At 60.6% G+C, this 14,180-nt stretch carries 13 protein-coding genes; all 13 read left to right on the forward strand.

The genetic code is table 11. From position 1 onward, the window contains the following. Nucleotides 1-292: 292 nt before the first annotated feature. Entirely contained in the window at nucleotides 293-1,549 is a 1,257-nt protein-coding gene (locus TRL7639_RS19325) for a polysaccharide pyruvyl transferase family protein (RefSeq protein ID WP_085797631.1), read from the forward strand. Beyond that, nucleotides 1,546-2,784, forward strand: a complete 1,239-nt coding sequence (locus TRL7639_RS19330; protein WP_165759854.1) for an oligosaccharide flippase family protein — start codon at nucleotides 1,546-1,548, stop codon at nucleotides 2,782-2,784. The genes TRL7639_RS19325 and TRL7639_RS19330 overlap by 4 nt, the downstream gene beginning before the upstream one ends. After that, nucleotides 2,781-4,040: a Coenzyme F420 hydrogenase/dehydrogenase, beta subunit C-terminal domain gene (locus tag TRL7639_RS19335; protein WP_085797511.1), complete on the forward strand. Its 1,260-nt coding sequence runs from the start codon at nucleotides 2,781-2,783 to the stop codon at nucleotides 4,038-4,040. Before TRL7639_RS19330 ends, TRL7639_RS19335 begins: the two co-directional genes overlap by 4 nt. Then, nucleotides 4,037-5,020, forward strand: coding sequence for an acyltransferase family protein (locus TRL7639_RS19340; RefSeq protein WP_085797512.1), 984 nt, complete (start codon nucleotides 4,037-4,039; stop codon nucleotides 5,018-5,020). The genes TRL7639_RS19335 and TRL7639_RS19340 overlap by 4 nt, the downstream gene beginning before the upstream one ends. Beyond that, on the forward strand, nucleotides 5,017-6,324 hold the full coding sequence (locus tag TRL7639_RS19345) for a hypothetical protein (RefSeq protein WP_085797513.1): 1,308 nt from the start codon (nucleotides 5,017-5,019) through the stop codon (nucleotides 6,322-6,324). Before TRL7639_RS19340 ends, TRL7639_RS19345 begins: the two co-directional genes overlap by 4 nt. A gap of 24 nt (nucleotides 6,325-6,348) precedes the next feature. Continuing rightward, entirely contained in the window at nucleotides 6,349-7,296 is a 948-nt protein-coding gene (locus tag TRL7639_RS19350) for a glycosyltransferase family 2 protein (protein ID WP_085797514.1), read from the forward strand. After that, nucleotides 7,293-8,531, forward strand: coding sequence for a glycosyltransferase family 4 protein (locus tag TRL7639_RS19355; protein ID WP_085797515.1), 1,239 nt, complete (start codon nucleotides 7,293-7,295; stop codon nucleotides 8,529-8,531). Before TRL7639_RS19350 ends, TRL7639_RS19355 begins: the two co-directional genes overlap by 4 nt. A 106-nt stretch (nucleotides 8,532-8,637) precedes the next feature. Further along, nucleotides 8,638-9,105: a glycosyltransferase family protein gene (locus tag TRL7639_RS19360; RefSeq protein ID WP_085797516.1), complete on the forward strand. Its 468-nt coding sequence runs from the start codon at nucleotides 8,638-8,640 to the stop codon at nucleotides 9,103-9,105. A gap of 29 nt (nucleotides 9,106-9,134) precedes the next feature. Continuing rightward, complete coding sequence (locus tag TRL7639_RS19365) at nucleotides 9,135-9,677, forward strand: glycosyltransferase (protein ID WP_085797517.1); 543 nt, start codon at nucleotides 9,135-9,137, stop codon at nucleotides 9,675-9,677. Further along, nucleotides 9,674-10,513 (forward strand): glycosyltransferase, encoded by an 840-nt coding sequence (locus tag TRL7639_RS19370; protein WP_085797518.1) that lies wholly within the window; start codon nucleotides 9,674-9,676, stop codon nucleotides 10,511-10,513. Before TRL7639_RS19365 ends, TRL7639_RS19370 begins: the two co-directional genes overlap by 4 nt. Before the next feature lie 5 nt (nucleotides 10,514-10,518). After that, nucleotides 10,519-12,579: a GumC domain-containing protein gene (locus TRL7639_RS19375; RefSeq protein ID WP_085797519.1), complete on the forward strand. Its 2,061-nt coding sequence runs from the start codon at nucleotides 10,519-10,521 to the stop codon at nucleotides 12,577-12,579. 24 nt (nucleotides 12,580-12,603) lie between these two features. Then, nucleotides 12,604-13,248: a sugar transferase gene (locus TRL7639_RS19380; RefSeq protein WP_085797520.1), complete on the forward strand. Its 645-nt coding sequence runs from the start codon at nucleotides 12,604-12,606 to the stop codon at nucleotides 13,246-13,248. A gap of 25 nt (nucleotides 13,249-13,273) precedes the next feature. Continuing rightward, nucleotides 13,274-14,164: a sugar nucleotidyltransferase gene (locus TRL7639_RS19385; protein ID WP_085797521.1), complete on the forward strand. Its 891-nt coding sequence runs from the start codon at nucleotides 13,274-13,276 to the stop codon at nucleotides 14,162-14,164. Nucleotides 14,165-14,180: the final 16 nt, after the last annotated feature.

Consider the following 14,180-nt stretch of genomic DNA (forward strand, 5'->3'; position numbering starts at 1 on the left):
GTTCGGCTGTATCAGCCAATTCCTACGCCTTGTCAACTTGCTAGACCCGTCGAAACCTTGCCCGGGTAACTGCCTGCGAATTCGGATTTTTCTTTGGTGCCGGTGCTGATTGCATGGCCCGTCTTCTGCAGGCCCGGCACATCGGGGGCGGGCCAATTTAAGCATCGAAATGATGATATTCTAACCTTTCGGTTAGCGCCGAGCGCCTTTCGGAACGGCGCCTCAACGCTTGCGTGTCCAGGACGGTGTGGTTGCCCGAGTTAGCTTGATCAAAAGCTTTCCGAGGACGCAAATGATTACTCTTTTGAACGCAGCACCAGACACCGGCAATCAAGGCGTAAGCGCGTTGTGCCATTCCATCGTCGCCGGATTGACCCGGCGGGGGGCATCGAAACTGACTGTGGCGGATCATGGCCGCGGTCTGCGTCATGCCGACTGGGGATACGCCCAGGTCGATCTGGTTGGGTTGACCCATCACAGGCGATTTTGGCGCGGTGACAATCTGCGAACAGCTCATGCGCTGGTGCGCCACGGGAGCCACCTGAGTGCCGCTGCCCGCGTGATTGCAGGATCGCAGGCTGTTCTTGATATTTCGGGTGGCGACAGTTTCACCGACCTCTACGGTGCCAAGCGGTTTCAGGCGATGAGCCTGAGCAAACGTATGGTTCTGGACGCGGGTGTGCCGCTGATCCTGTTGCCGCAGAAGCTGGGGCCTTTTTCCACCCCTGCAACGCAAGCGATTGCCCGGGACATTCTGGAACGCGCAACCGCGGTTTGGGTTCGTGACGAGCAAAGTTACGTGTTTTTGCAAAGTGCGCTGGGGTCTGCGTTTGATCCGGCTCGGCACCGCTTGGGCGTTGATGTGGCCGTCGCCTTGCCCGAGATGGCGCCCGCAACGCTGAAGCCGGAAATTGCGCGGCTTCTTACGCATGAGCGAAGCTATCCATTGGCGGGTTTGAACGTCTCGGGTTTGCTGTTCAATCAGGGGGATCAGGCACAGCAGGATTTCGGACTGAACGCGCCTCACAGCACGCAGATAACTGCAGTGGCCCGCGCGTTGTTGAAGGCCGATCAGAACCTGCGATTGGTTCTTGTTCCCCATGTGCATCGCCCAGATGGCGATGCGGAAAGCGATCTTGCCGCAGCACAAGCGCTGCAAGCCCGGTTGGGCGAAATGGGAAAGGGGCGGGTCGAGGTATTGGATGATCCATTGAACGCGATGGAGTTGAAGTGGGTTCTGGCACGTTTGGATTGGTTTGCAGGGGCCCGGATGCACGCCACAATCGGCGCGTTTTCATCCGGAACTCCGACGCTTGGCCTGGGGTACACCGATAAGGCCAAAGGCGTGTTTGCCGAATGCGGGATCGGGGACGAGGTGGTCGACCTGCGTACCACCAGTGCAAGCGGAATCGCGGTCCGAGCTGTAGAATCCTTTGCCCGTCGCAAGGCGCTGAAGCATTGCTTGTCACAGCGGATTTCCGAGATCAAACATCGGGCCACGCGCGAGATGGACGATATGGCCAAACAGGCCGGAGCAGGTGGCCGATGATCTGCTCGCAGCTATCCGGTCGGCCACTTGTATGGGGCGTGCCTGTTCTGGCCGAAGCCGCAGCCTTGGGGCGGTCGGTTGTCTTTGCCCATGTCCTGGGGCCGGACGAGTTGGGGCAAGCGATGATGTTGGCACTGACCGTGCGCATGGCCGAGATGGCCAGTGATTTTGGCATCGACCGCTTGATGGTGCAGGCAGCCGACGGGGAGACGGCCCGATTGCAGGCCGAGCTGCAGGGGGTGTCGGTTCTGCGCGGCTTGATTGTGGGGGTGATCCTGCTGGGCCTGGCACCGGTGTTTGCTCTGGTTTTGGGCAAGGGTCCGGACAGCGCGGCCTATGCCTTCTTGGCGCTCGTGCCCGTTGCGCGGGGATTTGTGCATCTTGATTTTCGCCGCTTTGAACGGCGGTTCCGCTACGGGGCCATGGCAAGGGTCGAGGCGGGGGCAACACTGGTTGCGGCCGTTGCTGTGTTTCCAGCGGCCCTGATGTTTCAGGACCATCGTGCCATGTCGGCGGTTTTGGTCATGCATGCAATGACATTTGCGTTGTTGTCCCACGCGGCGGCTGTTCGCCCTTACCGCCTGGCGATGTCGTGGGGCGCGTTGGAGCGCGTGTATCGGTTCGGCGCGCCCCTGATGATGAACGCCGCGCTGTTGTTTTGCGCGTTCTACGCGGATCGCCTGATTGTTGCCGAAGTATACGGTTGGGCCGTTTTGGCGGTCTATGGGATCGCCCTGCAACTGGCGATGCTTCCGGCCCAAATTGCGGGGCGCGCAGCCGCGTCTTTGCTGCTGCCCCGGCTGAGCGCAGCCCATCGGGAAAAGCGCCTGCCACAGATTTGGACACCGGTTCTGGCAGGATACATCGCTGGCGCGACCGGGTTTGCCGCAAGTTTCGTCTTTTTTGCTCCTGCCGCGATCGAGGCCGTTTATGGCTCGGCGTTCCGGCCTGATCCGCTGTTGAGCGTTGCGGTCGCCATGGCCGGTGGATTTCGCATCCTGAGAACGCCGTTTTCGCAGCTTGCGGTAGCGACCGGTCGCACGGCTGATCCTGCCCGGGCCAACCTGATACGGGCCTTGGCCATTGTTCCTGCAGCCTTTTGCGCAATGGGTGGCCTGCCGTTGGCGGCGGTTGCCTGGGCCGCTGCATTGGGCGAGGCCGGAGCGACGATCCGCGCCGTGCTGCAGGCAAACACAACATTGAAGCCGACATTGATCAAAGAGGTATTTGCATGAGCACCGATCCTATCAGCACCATCGTTGCCAAAAACCTGTGCACAGGCTGCGGCGCCTGTGCCGGGGTTTTCCCTTCGGCCATACAGATGTTTGAGGACCCGGTGAATGGCCGCCGTCCGGTTGTCGAAAACTCGATCCGGGGCAAGCGGGCAGCGGAGGCCGCCGTCGCTGTCTGTGGCGGGGCAACGGGGGATTGGTCCGACCTGCAATGCCAGGACGATATCGATGCCGATTGGGGCCCGGTTTCCAGTGTTTGGCAGGGCTGGGCAGCTGATCCCGAGGTCCGTCAAAGTGGTTCATCGGGGGGCGCTGTAACTGCGCTTGCTCTGTTTGCACTGGAAACGGCGCAGGCGGATGGCGTGGCCCACATTGCGGCGCGTCCGGACGACCCACGCCTGAATCAGGCGGTGATCAGTCGTGACCGGGCAGGGCTTATGCGCGGCACCGGGTCACGCTATGCCCAAGCCAGCCCGGCCGAAGCGATCAAGGAGATTGCCGCAGGCACGGACCGAGTGGTCTTTGTTGGAAAGCCTTGCGATGTGGCCTCGGTCAAGCGGGTGAGCCAGACACAGCCTAGTTTGGGCGACCAGATCCCCCTGACCATTTCGATTTTCTGTGCCGGCGCGCCGAACCTGCAAGCCACTGATCGGCTGCTAGACCGACTGGAGGTGCCAAAGCAGGCGCGCCTGGTCGATCTGAGGTATCGGGGCAATGGATGGCCCGGTCGGATGCAGGCCACCTGGGTTGGCGAGGACGGCACCGAACAGACCAGCGAGGGCATTTCCTATGCCGAAGGTTGGGGGAAAATCTTGCAGTCCGAGCGTCGGTGGCGCTGCCGGATGTGCGCCGACCACACCGGCGCCTTGGCTGATATCTCTGTCGGAGATCCCTGGCATACGCCCCCTGCCGATCAATCCGAGGCGGGGCAGTCCTTGATCGTGGCCCGCACGGAGAAAGGGCAAAAGCTGATCCAGGACGCAATCCGCACAGGCGTTCTGATTGCCACGCCACAGTCACGGGACGTGATCGAACGCGCGCAACCGAACCTGAAAAACAACCATGGTGCGGTCTGGGGGCGGACCTTGGCCATGCGGGCAGTCGGTTTGCCCGCCCCAAAGACCAAGGGGCAGCGATTGTTCGAGTTGTGGTTGGGTCTTTCGACCAAGCAAAAGGTGCAATCAGTTCTGGGGACTTGGAAACGGATTTTGCGCGAACGCCTGTGGCGCAAGGTGTCGATTTCCGAGGTAGCAAAATGACTTTGGCCGAGGCGATGGACCGCGGTTGCACCGGCAATCTGGATGCTCTGCGTCTGGTATTGGCTGGCGGTGTCATCGTCAGCCATGCATGGCCATTGGCTCTTGGACCGGGCACCGTCGAACCGTTGGCGGCGCAGACCGGGCGGTCCTTGGGCGGGTGGGCCGTGGTCTTGTTCTTTTTCTTGTCCGGCGTCTTGATCACAGCCAGCAGTTTGCGCAAATCGTCTCGCGCTTTCTGGCGGGCTCGGGCCTTGCGGATTTTCCCGGGCTTGGGAGGCGCCGTGATCGTCACATTGGGTCTGGCCATGCTCAGCGGCGCAACGGTGGATTGGGCCGAGGCCACCACATGGGCATTGCGCGCTGTGTCGTTGGTGTCCATCGAACATCGGTTGACAGAGGCATTTGCCAACAATCCTTATCCCTTGGTTGTAAATGGCCCTTTGTGGAGCTTGTTTTATGAGGTCGCGGCTTATGGCTTGTGCGCCTTGATTGCCCTCTTGCCGAAAACTCTCAGACCCTACTGTATCTTGTTTGTTCTGCTCGTTGCCGGATTGGGGCAGTTCTGGGCCGAGTATTTGCCCCATCGTGTGGCGACGTCTTTGCCGCTTTTCTTTGCGTTTGCCTTGGGGATGGTGGTTTGCGGCCTGCGGCAACAGGTGCGACTAAGCTGGAAAACCGGCCTGATCGCGATTTTTTTCACTCCGGCTCTGGTTGCACCCTTGGCGATTGTCACGATCTGCCTTGGCGTTTTCTTTCTCGTGTTGAGCGCTCCTCAGATTCAGCTTGGAGCGGATTACTCCTTTGGCCTTTATATCTATGGCTGGCCCGTAGCGCAGAGCGTCGTTTGGCTTTGTCCTGGCCTTGATCCGCTGTCGTTGGCCGGGCTGAGCCTGATGGCGACAATGCCCTTTGCCATGGCCAGTTGGCACCTTGTCGAGCGCCCATCCTCATTTCGGGCCCTCAAGGGGGCACGCGCATGAGCATCGCTGCCTCAAATGTAAAAACTGTGTTCGGTGTCCCCGCGGCAATTGTTGTTTTTTTCCTGGCAATGATGTTGCCGACTGCCGTGTCGTTGAATTTGGGTGGCCTGAGGTTGTCAGCGTATCGCGTGGTTTTGATCGTCATGATCCTGCCCATGCTAATGCAGTTGATTTCCGGTCGCCGCGGTCGGTTCACCTTGTTTGACGGGTTGCTGTTGCTGCATTGTACGTGGGCGATTTTTGCACTCATAAATTGGGGTGGTTTGGCGCAGGGGATCGAATCCGGTGGCATCTACTTTGTCGAATGTGCCGGGGCCTATCTGATTGGCCGTCTGTACATCCGAACGTACCAAGAGTTTGTTGCGATGGCTTTCGCATATGTCGGGTTGGTGCTGGCGACGCTGCTGTTCACGGTGCCCGAGGCGTTGACCGGCATCCATATCCTTCACGATAGCATTTCTGGTGCTTTTGGTGGCAGACCGGCTGCCTACATCGAACCGCGGATGGGTATCGAACGCACGTTTGGACCGTTTGATCACCCGATCTTGTACGGGGTTTTTTCGGCGTCGGCCTTTTCGCTGGCATATTTTGTGGTGGCCGAAAAGCGGCTGAGCAGTGTGTCGGGCATGGCGAAGGTGGCCGGTGTTGGGCTTGCGACCTTCATGTCAGCCTCGGGGGGACCATATGTGGTACTGATGATGCAGGGGTTCGTTGCCACGTGGGAGCGCGTCCTGGGCAAGATCCAAGGACGTTGGGCCGCACTTTTTTCTCTCTTCGGGCTGGCCTATCTGGCGGTCGATCTGCTGTCGACCAAGACCCCGTTTCATGTCTTCGTCAACTACCTGACCTTCTCGAAACAGTCCGCCTACAACCGCATCCTGATTTTTGAGTATGGCACCGCAGAGGTGGCCCGCCATCCGGTTCTGGGGATTGGCCTGGGCGATTGGGTGCGGCCGACCTGGATGTCTGACAGCATGGACAATTTCTGGCTGGTGACGGCTGTGCGCTACGGGTTGCCTGCGTTTTTGCTGTTGCTTGGGCTGCTGTTGGGGCTGATCTGGTCTGTGGGGCGCCGCAGGGGCCTTCCTGCCGAATGGCGCCGGGCACGTCATGCATGGGCCTTTACTCTGTTCGGGATCAGCGTGGCCGCGGCCACGGTCCACCTGTGGAACGCGCTGTTCGTGTTGTTCTTTTTCCTCATCGGGGCGGGCAGCTGGCTGTTGGATGCCCGCCCGTCGTCCCCCACGGTTAACCGTTCATTTGCACTTTCTCAGACCCAATTGCGGCCTGAGCGGTTGTTTTGAGCTATTTCAAAGAAGGTCTTCGCCATGGATATTTCGATTGTCATCGTGAACTGGAACACCTGTAATCTGCTGCGCGATTGCTTGCGTAGCGTCTTTGATGGTTTGCTAGGGCTGCGGGCCGAGGTCCTGGTGGTCGACAATGCGTCGGGTGACGCTTCGGTTGGAATGGTGCAGGCCGAGTTTCCGCAGGTCACCCTTATCGAGAGTGCGCGCAACCTTGGTTTTGCGGGGGGCAACAATCTGGCGCTTCGGCGGGCTTGCGGGCGGTACATTCTGCTGCTCAACACGGATACGTTGATCCATGGTGCGGTGCTGTCCAAAGCCGTTGAATGGATGGACACCCACCCAAAGATCGGGGTGATGGGGCCGCGGGTTCTGAACACGGATGGCACCATTCAACCGTCGTGCAGTGCCTTTCCGTCACTCAGGTTTCTGGTTATGCAGGCACTTGGGTTAACCCGCATCGAACGGCTGGACAGCTATCGCATGACCGGATGGGACAGATCGACCGAACGGCACGTCGACGTGATCTCGGGGGCGGCCATGGTGGTTCGCCGCAGTGCCATGGAGCAGGTTGGATTGCTCGATGAGGCCTTTTTCTTTTACGGAGAAGAGACAGATTGGTGCCTTCGGTTTGCGCAAGCAGGGTGGGGGCTGACTTATGTTCCGATCCCCGCTGTCACGCATTTTGGCGGCGGTTCTGTGGCAAAGCTTGATCATCGCCGGGATGTGATGATGACCGAAGGTGTCACCCGGCTGCATCGCAAGCATGGCGGAACATTGGCCGGGTTGGCCTGTTTTGCGGTTTTGACCTTTCACAATGCATCGCGCGCGGTGTTCTGGACGGCTTTGGGGTTGGTGCACCCCAATCGCGCAGGTGCGCGTGCCCTGCATTTCTTGTCAGTGGTACGCGATCTGCCACAGGCCTGGCCCCGATTTCGCACCAACGTGACCAAGGGGGCGGCTCAATGATGCGTGTCCTGATAATCGCCCCAAATGTCGATGCCACCGATGTCGGAGAGGCCTTGATTGCCTATAAGTGGGCCAAGGCGCTGTCTAAACGCGTGAACTTGACCGTGTTGACCTTTCAGCGCCAAGGGCGCCAGAGCGTTGCAGACCAATTGCCTGAGGCTCGGGTCGTGACCTGGCCCGAGCCCGCTTGGGCCCGGGTACACGAGCGGGTGAACGCGATGCTCAAACCCGCCTGGCCGGTGTTTTCAGGCCACGTGCGCCGCTGGATTTCCGAGCAGATGAAACAGGGTGAGCACTTTGATATCGCGCATCAATTGATGCCACAGGCTGCCCGTTATGCCTCGCCCCTGCGCCACTTTGAGATACCTTATGTCATCGGTCCCCTGGGTGGTGCTTTGGACACCCCAGAGGCATTCCGATCCGAGGCTGCAAGCGCGCCGATGTTTACCAGGTTGCGGGGGCTGGATGCCTATCGGTTTCGTCACGACCCATGGCTGCGGGCCAGTTACATGCAGGCCGCCTGTATGTTGGGTGTTGCACCTTATGTGCGTGATGTTCTGTGCGACATTCCCTTGCAGCGGTTCGAGCCGATGCTTGAATTGGGCATCGATGATGTCGAGCCGGTGCAGCCGCGCGCCCGTATTCCCGGGCAGATGCGCATCCTCCATGTCGGTCGTGCGGTGCGCACCAAGGGGTTGCGCGACACGGTTCGTGCGCTTGCGCAGTTGCGGGATATGCCGGGTGTGACGCTCACCAGCGCGGGGGATGGAGAAGAACTCGACCTGTGCCAGACCGAGGCCGAGCGGCTTGGGGTATCCGACCGGGTGCACTTCCTCGGCAAGGTGCCACGCGATCAGCTGGAAACGCTATATGCCTCGCATGACGTGTTCTGCTTCCCGTCATTTCGTGAACCCGCTGGCGGGGTGCTCTATGAAGCGATGCGCCATGGTCTGCCAATCGTGACTGCCGACCGGGGCGGACCAAGCTGGATCGTGGATGACACATGCGGCTTCCGCTTGCCGGTGAGAACGCCCGAACAGTTCGCCACCTCGATCGCTCAGGTCCTTGGAACGCTTGCTCAGGATGCAAAGTTGCGGGCACGACTGGGAGAGGGCGCACGGGCCAAGGTTCTGCGCGAGGGCCTGTGGGCGAACAAGGCGGATCGTCTGGTCGATCTATATACCGATTTGCTGCCCGCCTCGGCGGGTCAGCGGGCTATCCCAAAGCATAGTTGAGCTCACCTTTGTTGGCGTCAGGGTGACTTTTGCGACGCCTCATCAAAGGGTTAAGTCCGCGTAGATTTGTTCTCAAGACATCGAAGAGAAACTTGGGAGCAAAACAATGACTGACCATTCACGCAACAGTCCCGTTGTTCTGGCCGTCTCGTCCGGCGGAGGGCATTGGGTTCAGATGCAGCATCTGTCGCCTGCTTTTGCCGGGGCTGAGGTGCACTATGCCACCACCGATAGCACGGCCTCTGATGGCGTAAGCGATGGGCAAGTGCACACGTATCCGGACGCCAACAAGGATACGCCGTTGCGTCTGATTGCATGCGTGTTGCGGCTGGCCTGGATCGTGCTGCGGGTGCGTCCTGATGTGGTCATTTCAACTGGTGCCGCAGGCGGGTTTCTCGCCATTCGCCTCGCCCGTCTGATTGGCGCCCGCACGATGTTCATCGACTCGATTGCCAATGCCCGCGCTCTGTCGATATCGGCGCGCTTGTCGCTGGATGTCGCGGACCGCGTTCTGTCGCAATGGCCAGCTGTCGCTGACCTGACCGGTGCCGAATACCGCGGCGCAGTGATCTGAAACCTGCACTGTCCCAAAAGGATCCCCCCATGATTTTCGCAACCGTTGGCACGCAGCTGCCATTTGATCGCATGCTTCATGCCCTGGACGATTGGGCCGGTGGCAATCCAGGTGTTCCGGTTTTCGCTCAGATTGGCAGCAGCCAGGGGTCGTTTCAAAACATGGAGACGATCGAAAATCTGGGGCAGGCCGAGTTCCGTCAACGCTTCAAGGCGGCCCGGCTGATTGTGGCCCATGCTGGTATGGGCACCATCTTGTCCGCAGCCGAGCTGGGCAAGCCAATCATTCTGATGCCGCGTCGCTTTCATCTTGGCGAACACCGCAACGATCACCAAATGGACACCGCGCAAGAAATGGCACGCCTGTCGAATGTGACGGTGGTCGAGGACAACGAAGCGCTGCATGAAACCTTGGATTGGTATGTCCGATCCGGGTGCGAGGTCGCGATAGCTCCGGTTCAACCCGATGTCGCCACGCTGGAACCACTGCTCGAGGTCATTCGGGACTTTGTCTGGGATGGCCACGAAGACCAGCATGTCCTGCCATCCAATGACACGGTGAGGGCGGTATGAGCAAGGCCACCATCCTCATCCCGGCTCACGACGAAGCCGAAGTGATTGGGCGCACGCTCTGGTTCCTGTCGCGCGGCCTGCGTTTGGACGATTTTCAGGTCATCGTGATCGCGAATGGCTGTTCAGATGCCACCGCTGCCCGTGCCCGTGCAGCTTTGCCGCAAGCTCGGATCATCGAGACTGAGCAGGCAGGAAAATGCCATGCGCTGAACCTGGGGTATGCAGCAGCGAATACGCAAGCGCCGATTGTCTGCATGGACGCAGATTTGGATGTAACGGCCGAATCTGTCACCGCGCTTGTCGCCGCAGTAAGTGACCAGGACGCAATGGCGGCCTGCGGCAAGATGAAAGTTGATACGGCGCACGCATCTGCTCTGGTTCGGGCCTTTTATCAAGGGTGGCGATCAAACCCTTACTTTGATCGGGGAAAGTTCGGTGGATTGTTTGCCGTGTCCGCATCTGGTGCCGCGCGGGTGTTCCCGTTGCCGGACGTGACCGCAGATGACGAATACGTACGCCGCAGCTTTGGCGAAGGGCAGGTTGCGACCGTTCCTGGGTGTACTTTTGTGGCTCGGTCCCCAGCGACGCTCGGTGCGCTTGTCAACATTCGCCGCCGCAGTCTCAGGGGGGCCCGTGAGGTTGCCAAACTGGGCCTGCCCAGCCCCGAGCGGATCCGTAGGTTCCGCATGTTGGGGCGTGCGTTGTCGTCCCCGCGTGAGGCTTTGCCGATTGCCGTCTTTCTGGCCGTGGTCACCTGGGTGCGACTGGCGCTTGTGTTCGAGGTTGCCGATGAAACCCGTTGGGAACGTGACCTGACCTCACGTGCGGTGCGGTGACAGGCATGACTCTCGCAGCTCTCCCCCAACCCACGGTCACGGAACAGGCCACACCGGTCCTGCCGCCGGTTGAGGCGCCGGAACAAAACCCGTTGGCCGGGTTCGCCCGTGCCCTGCGGGGGCGCTGGAAACGCGCCATGGCCGGGGCCGCAGCGCTTGGGGCGATCTGCGCCGGTCTGGGCTATCTTGCCGGTGTTCAGCTGTACGAGGCACAGGCCATCCTGCGGGTGTTCCCTCAGGAGACCAACATCCTCTACTCGACCGGAGAGGCCTCGGTCCTGAAAACCTTTGATAGTTTCGTCAAGGCCGAGACCACCTATGTTGCCTCGCACCCGGTTATGTCGCGGGCGGTGGACACTATTGCGGTCCAGGATCCCGAAACGGCGGGGGGGATCCGGGTCTCTGACCTGGCGGGCTCGGTTGAAATCCGCCGCTCGGACAGTCTGATCATTCTGAAAACCAAAAGCCGCGATCCGGGCTTTGCACAGATTAAACTGGATGCGGTGGTTTCGGCCTATCTGACGCTCAAGAACGAAGCCAAAGAGGCCCGCTCGGCAGTGCGTCTGGCAGAGTTGTATGCGCGTGAGCAGGAACTGGTCGAACGCCTAACCGATCTACGCGCCACCCAGCTTGAAGTAGGGGGTGAGTATGGCATGAACGCGCTGGCCAAGGCACATATCGAAAAGATCGCTCAGATTGACGGTCTGGCCGCGCGAAAATCCGAAGTGGCCGCGACCCTGATTGCGTTGGAAGCCAACAGTGGCGGCGCCTCGGCCGATACCTCGGACGAAGAGATCATGCGCGCCACCCTGCTGGACCGGGCGATGGCGGATCTGAACTTTGAGCGCGCCAAACTGATGAGCCAATTGGCTGGGCTGCGTGCCGGGTATCAGGGGCAGAACAATGCGCGGTTCGAACTGAAGGTCGCAGCCAAGCTGGATGAGATCGCGGTGATCGAAAAGGCGCTGGCGGATCGTCGCGAGCAGATCAAGGTGTTGGGGCAGACCGGTGCATTGACCGACGCCTCGGCCGAAGGCACGGACACCAGCCTGGCCGACATTCGCGCCCTTTACACCAAGGTCGAAGGACAACTTGCCAACGCGCGCAAAGAGGCGCGCGATCTCAACCGCCGCCGGATCGAGCTGGATCAGGTCGAGCAGGACATAGACGAGGCGCAAAAGCTGCTGGAAGAAACCCGCCGCGCACTTGAGGTGATCCGCCTGGAGACTGGGCGCGCTCTGCCGGGGTATGCGGTTTTGATGTCGCCCGCCTCGCGTCCGACCAACCCTGTCAGCGACAGCCGCAAGATGCTGGCTGCTGCGGGGCTTGTCGGCGGTGCCGGGCTGTCGCTGTTGATTGCCCTTGGACTTGGCATGGCCGAGCGGCGCGTGCGCTTTGCCGAAACCCTGTCTTCGGTCGAGCATCGCGTGCCTGTCCTTCAGGTCTCGGACGCGGGCAGTGACGACGCACAGGCCGCCGACCTGTTGCGCAATGAATTGCAACTGCGTCCCCTGCGTCATCCGCGCCTTGTGGGCAAAGCACCCATCATTGCCGTCACCTGCGCCGCCGACCGCGACACAACCGAATTGGCCCGGGCCCTGGCCGCCAGCTATGCCCGAGCCCGGATGAAAGCCCTCTTTGTCGAAGGCGACATCGTGGTAACGCAGACCTCGGTGCCCGCAAACCGTTGGCGCAGTGTGCTGAGCGACGAGGGCGGACATCCCCGTGCCATGCGTGGCAGCACTGGCGCTTGGGAACTGCGCAAAGGCCCCGAGAGCGATATCGACGACACCTCGGTTTCGGCCCCGATGGTGCGCCGGTCGTTGGACAAGCTGGTGGGTGATTTCGACGTGATCGTTGTTTCGGCCGGAAGCCTGACAGACCGCCTTGCCAGCAAGTTTGTACTGTCCGCCAGCGATGTGGGGGTGGTGGAAATGTACCCCGGCGACGCCAAGGACGCTGTTCTTTCCCAAATCGACTGCCTCGACACCTTGCCCCGAAACGGCAGCGTCGCGGTGATGCGAAATGCCTTGCCAGCCGATCCCTGGCTGAGCGTGCGGACTTGACCTTTTGGACCACAGGAGATTGCAATGACCATGACCTCAATTGCTCCCGTAAAGCGCACCTCAAAGTTGCCCAAGGTCAACGCCAAGCGGGTGCTGGATCTGGTCTTGACCGGGTTGATTTTGCTGGCGATCTGGCCGGTTCTGGCGATCGTTGCGGGGCTGGTTGCGCTGACTTCGCGCGGGCCGGTGTTTTTTGTGCAGACCCGGGTGGGGCGCTATGGGGAACCGTTTCGGATGCTCAAGTTCCGCTCGATGTACCGCGATGCCGAGACGCGTCGGGCGCAATTGGTCCAGCACAGCGAACGAGACGGCGTCTGTTTCAAGATGCGCAAGGACCCGCGCGTCACCCCGGTGGGTCGGTTCATCCGTCGCTGGTCGCTCGATGAGTTGCCGCAACTGATCAACGTGCTCAGGGGCGACATGTCGCTGGTCGGCCCGCGCCCGGCCTTGCCGCAAGAGGTTGCGGCCTATTCCGCCAAGGCGCATGGGCGCCACAGCGTTCTGCCCGGCATCACCGGCCTGTGGCAGGTATCGGGCCGCGCGGACGTGAGCTTTGATGAGATGATCGCGCTGGATCTGGCCTATGCCCGGCAGGTCTCTGTTCTGACGGATATCCAGATCATGTTCCGCACATTCCAGGCCGTCTGGGGCGGGCGCGGGGCCTATTGACCAGTTGTTTTCACGGAGGATTTACATGACCCATAAAGGTATCATTCTGGCCGGCGGCAACGGCACGCGGTTGCGCCCCCTGACCACCGGCATCAGCAAGCCGCTTCTGCCGGTCTATGACAAGCCGATGATCTATTACCCGATCAGTGTCTTGATGATGGCCGGTATTCGCGACATTGCGATCATCACTTCGCCCCAGGATCAACCCATTTTTCAACGGTTTCTGGGCGACGGGCGGCAGTGGGGCGTGTCGTTCACCTGGATTGTGCAGCCTTCGGCCGATGGCATCGCGCAGGCCTATACCTTGGCTGAGGGGTTTCTGGATGGCGCACCGTCCGTGCTGGTGCTGGGGGACAACCTGTTCTTTGGTCCCGACCTTGCCGAGCGCTTGCAAGCAGCCTTGAGGGAGAACCGAGGGGGGACGATTTTTGCCTATCAGGTCGAGGATCCCAAACGATACGGCGTTGTGGCCTGTGAGGGGGATACCGTGACCGGGATCGTTGAAAAGCCCGAGGTGCCGCCGTCAAACTTTGCGATCACGGGGCTGTATATTCTGGACGGCACCGCGCCCGAACGCGCGCGTCGGGTTGAGCCGTCCAACCGTGGTGAGCTTGAGATCGTGTCGCTGCTGGAAAGCTATCTGACCCAAGGAGAGTTGTCCGTGGAACGGTTGGGGCAGGGCTATGCCTGGTTTGATGCTGGCACCCATCAGGCGCTGCTCGAGGCCAGCTGCGCGGTCCAGCAGTTGCAACAAAACGGGCAGGTGCAGGGCTCACCGGATCAGGTTGCTTTGCGCAACGGGTGGACCTCGCAGCGGGCGTTTCTGCGTTCGGTCGAAGAATTGGCGAAGACGGAAACCGGCGCCATGCTCAGTCGTTTGATCCCCGGTCCAAAGGCCAGTGTCGCGGCCTCGTGAAAATGTGCACGAGCGG

The organism is Falsiruegeria litorea R37 (assembly GCF_900172225.1).
GTDB lineage: Bacteria > Pseudomonadota > Alphaproteobacteria > Rhodobacterales > Rhodobacteraceae > Falsiruegeria > Falsiruegeria litorea.

What these genes read in the sequence shown, in the direction of transcription:
- TRL7639_RS19370 (WP_085797518.1), top strand. Translation starts at nt 9,674, where the DNA reads ATGAGCAAGGCCACCATCCTCATCCCGGCTCACGACGAAGCCGAAGTG.
- TRL7639_RS19375 (WP_085797519.1), top strand. Translation starts at nt 10,519, where the DNA reads ATGACTCTCGCAGCTCTCCCCCAACCCACGGTCACGGAACAGGCCACA.
- TRL7639_RS19325 (WP_085797631.1), top strand. Translation starts at nt 293, where the DNA reads ATGATTACTCTTTTGAACGCAGCACCAGACACCGGCAATCAAGGCGTA.
- TRL7639_RS19355 (WP_085797515.1), top strand. Translation starts at nt 7,293, where the DNA reads ATGATGCGTGTCCTGATAATCGCCCCAAATGTCGATGCCACCGATGTC.
- TRL7639_RS19380 (WP_085797520.1), top strand. Translation starts at nt 12,604, where the DNA reads ATGACCATGACCTCAATTGCTCCCGTAAAGCGCACCTCAAAGTTGCCC.
- TRL7639_RS19340 (WP_085797512.1), top strand. Translation starts at nt 4,037, where the DNA reads ATGACTTTGGCCGAGGCGATGGACCGCGGTTGCACCGGCAATCTGGAT.
- TRL7639_RS19335 (WP_085797511.1), top strand. Translation starts at nt 2,781, where the DNA reads ATGAGCACCGATCCTATCAGCACCATCGTTGCCAAAAACCTGTGCACA.
- TRL7639_RS19345 (WP_085797513.1), top strand. Translation starts at nt 5,017, where the DNA reads ATGAGCATCGCTGCCTCAAATGTAAAAACTGTGTTCGGTGTCCCCGCG.
- TRL7639_RS19350 (WP_085797514.1), top strand. Translation starts at nt 6,349, where the DNA reads ATGGATATTTCGATTGTCATCGTGAACTGGAACACCTGTAATCTGCTG.
- TRL7639_RS19385 (WP_085797521.1), top strand. Translation starts at nt 13,274, where the DNA reads ATGACCCATAAAGGTATCATTCTGGCCGGCGGCAACGGCACGCGGTTG.
- TRL7639_RS19360 (WP_085797516.1), top strand. Translation starts at nt 8,638, where the DNA reads ATGACTGACCATTCACGCAACAGTCCCGTTGTTCTGGCCGTCTCGTCC.
- TRL7639_RS19365 (WP_085797517.1), top strand. Translation starts at nt 9,135, where the DNA reads ATGATTTTCGCAACCGTTGGCACGCAGCTGCCATTTGATCGCATGCTT.
- TRL7639_RS19330 (WP_165759854.1), top strand. Translation starts at nt 1,546, where the DNA reads ATGATCTGCTCGCAGCTATCCGGTCGGCCACTTGTATGGGGCGTGCCT.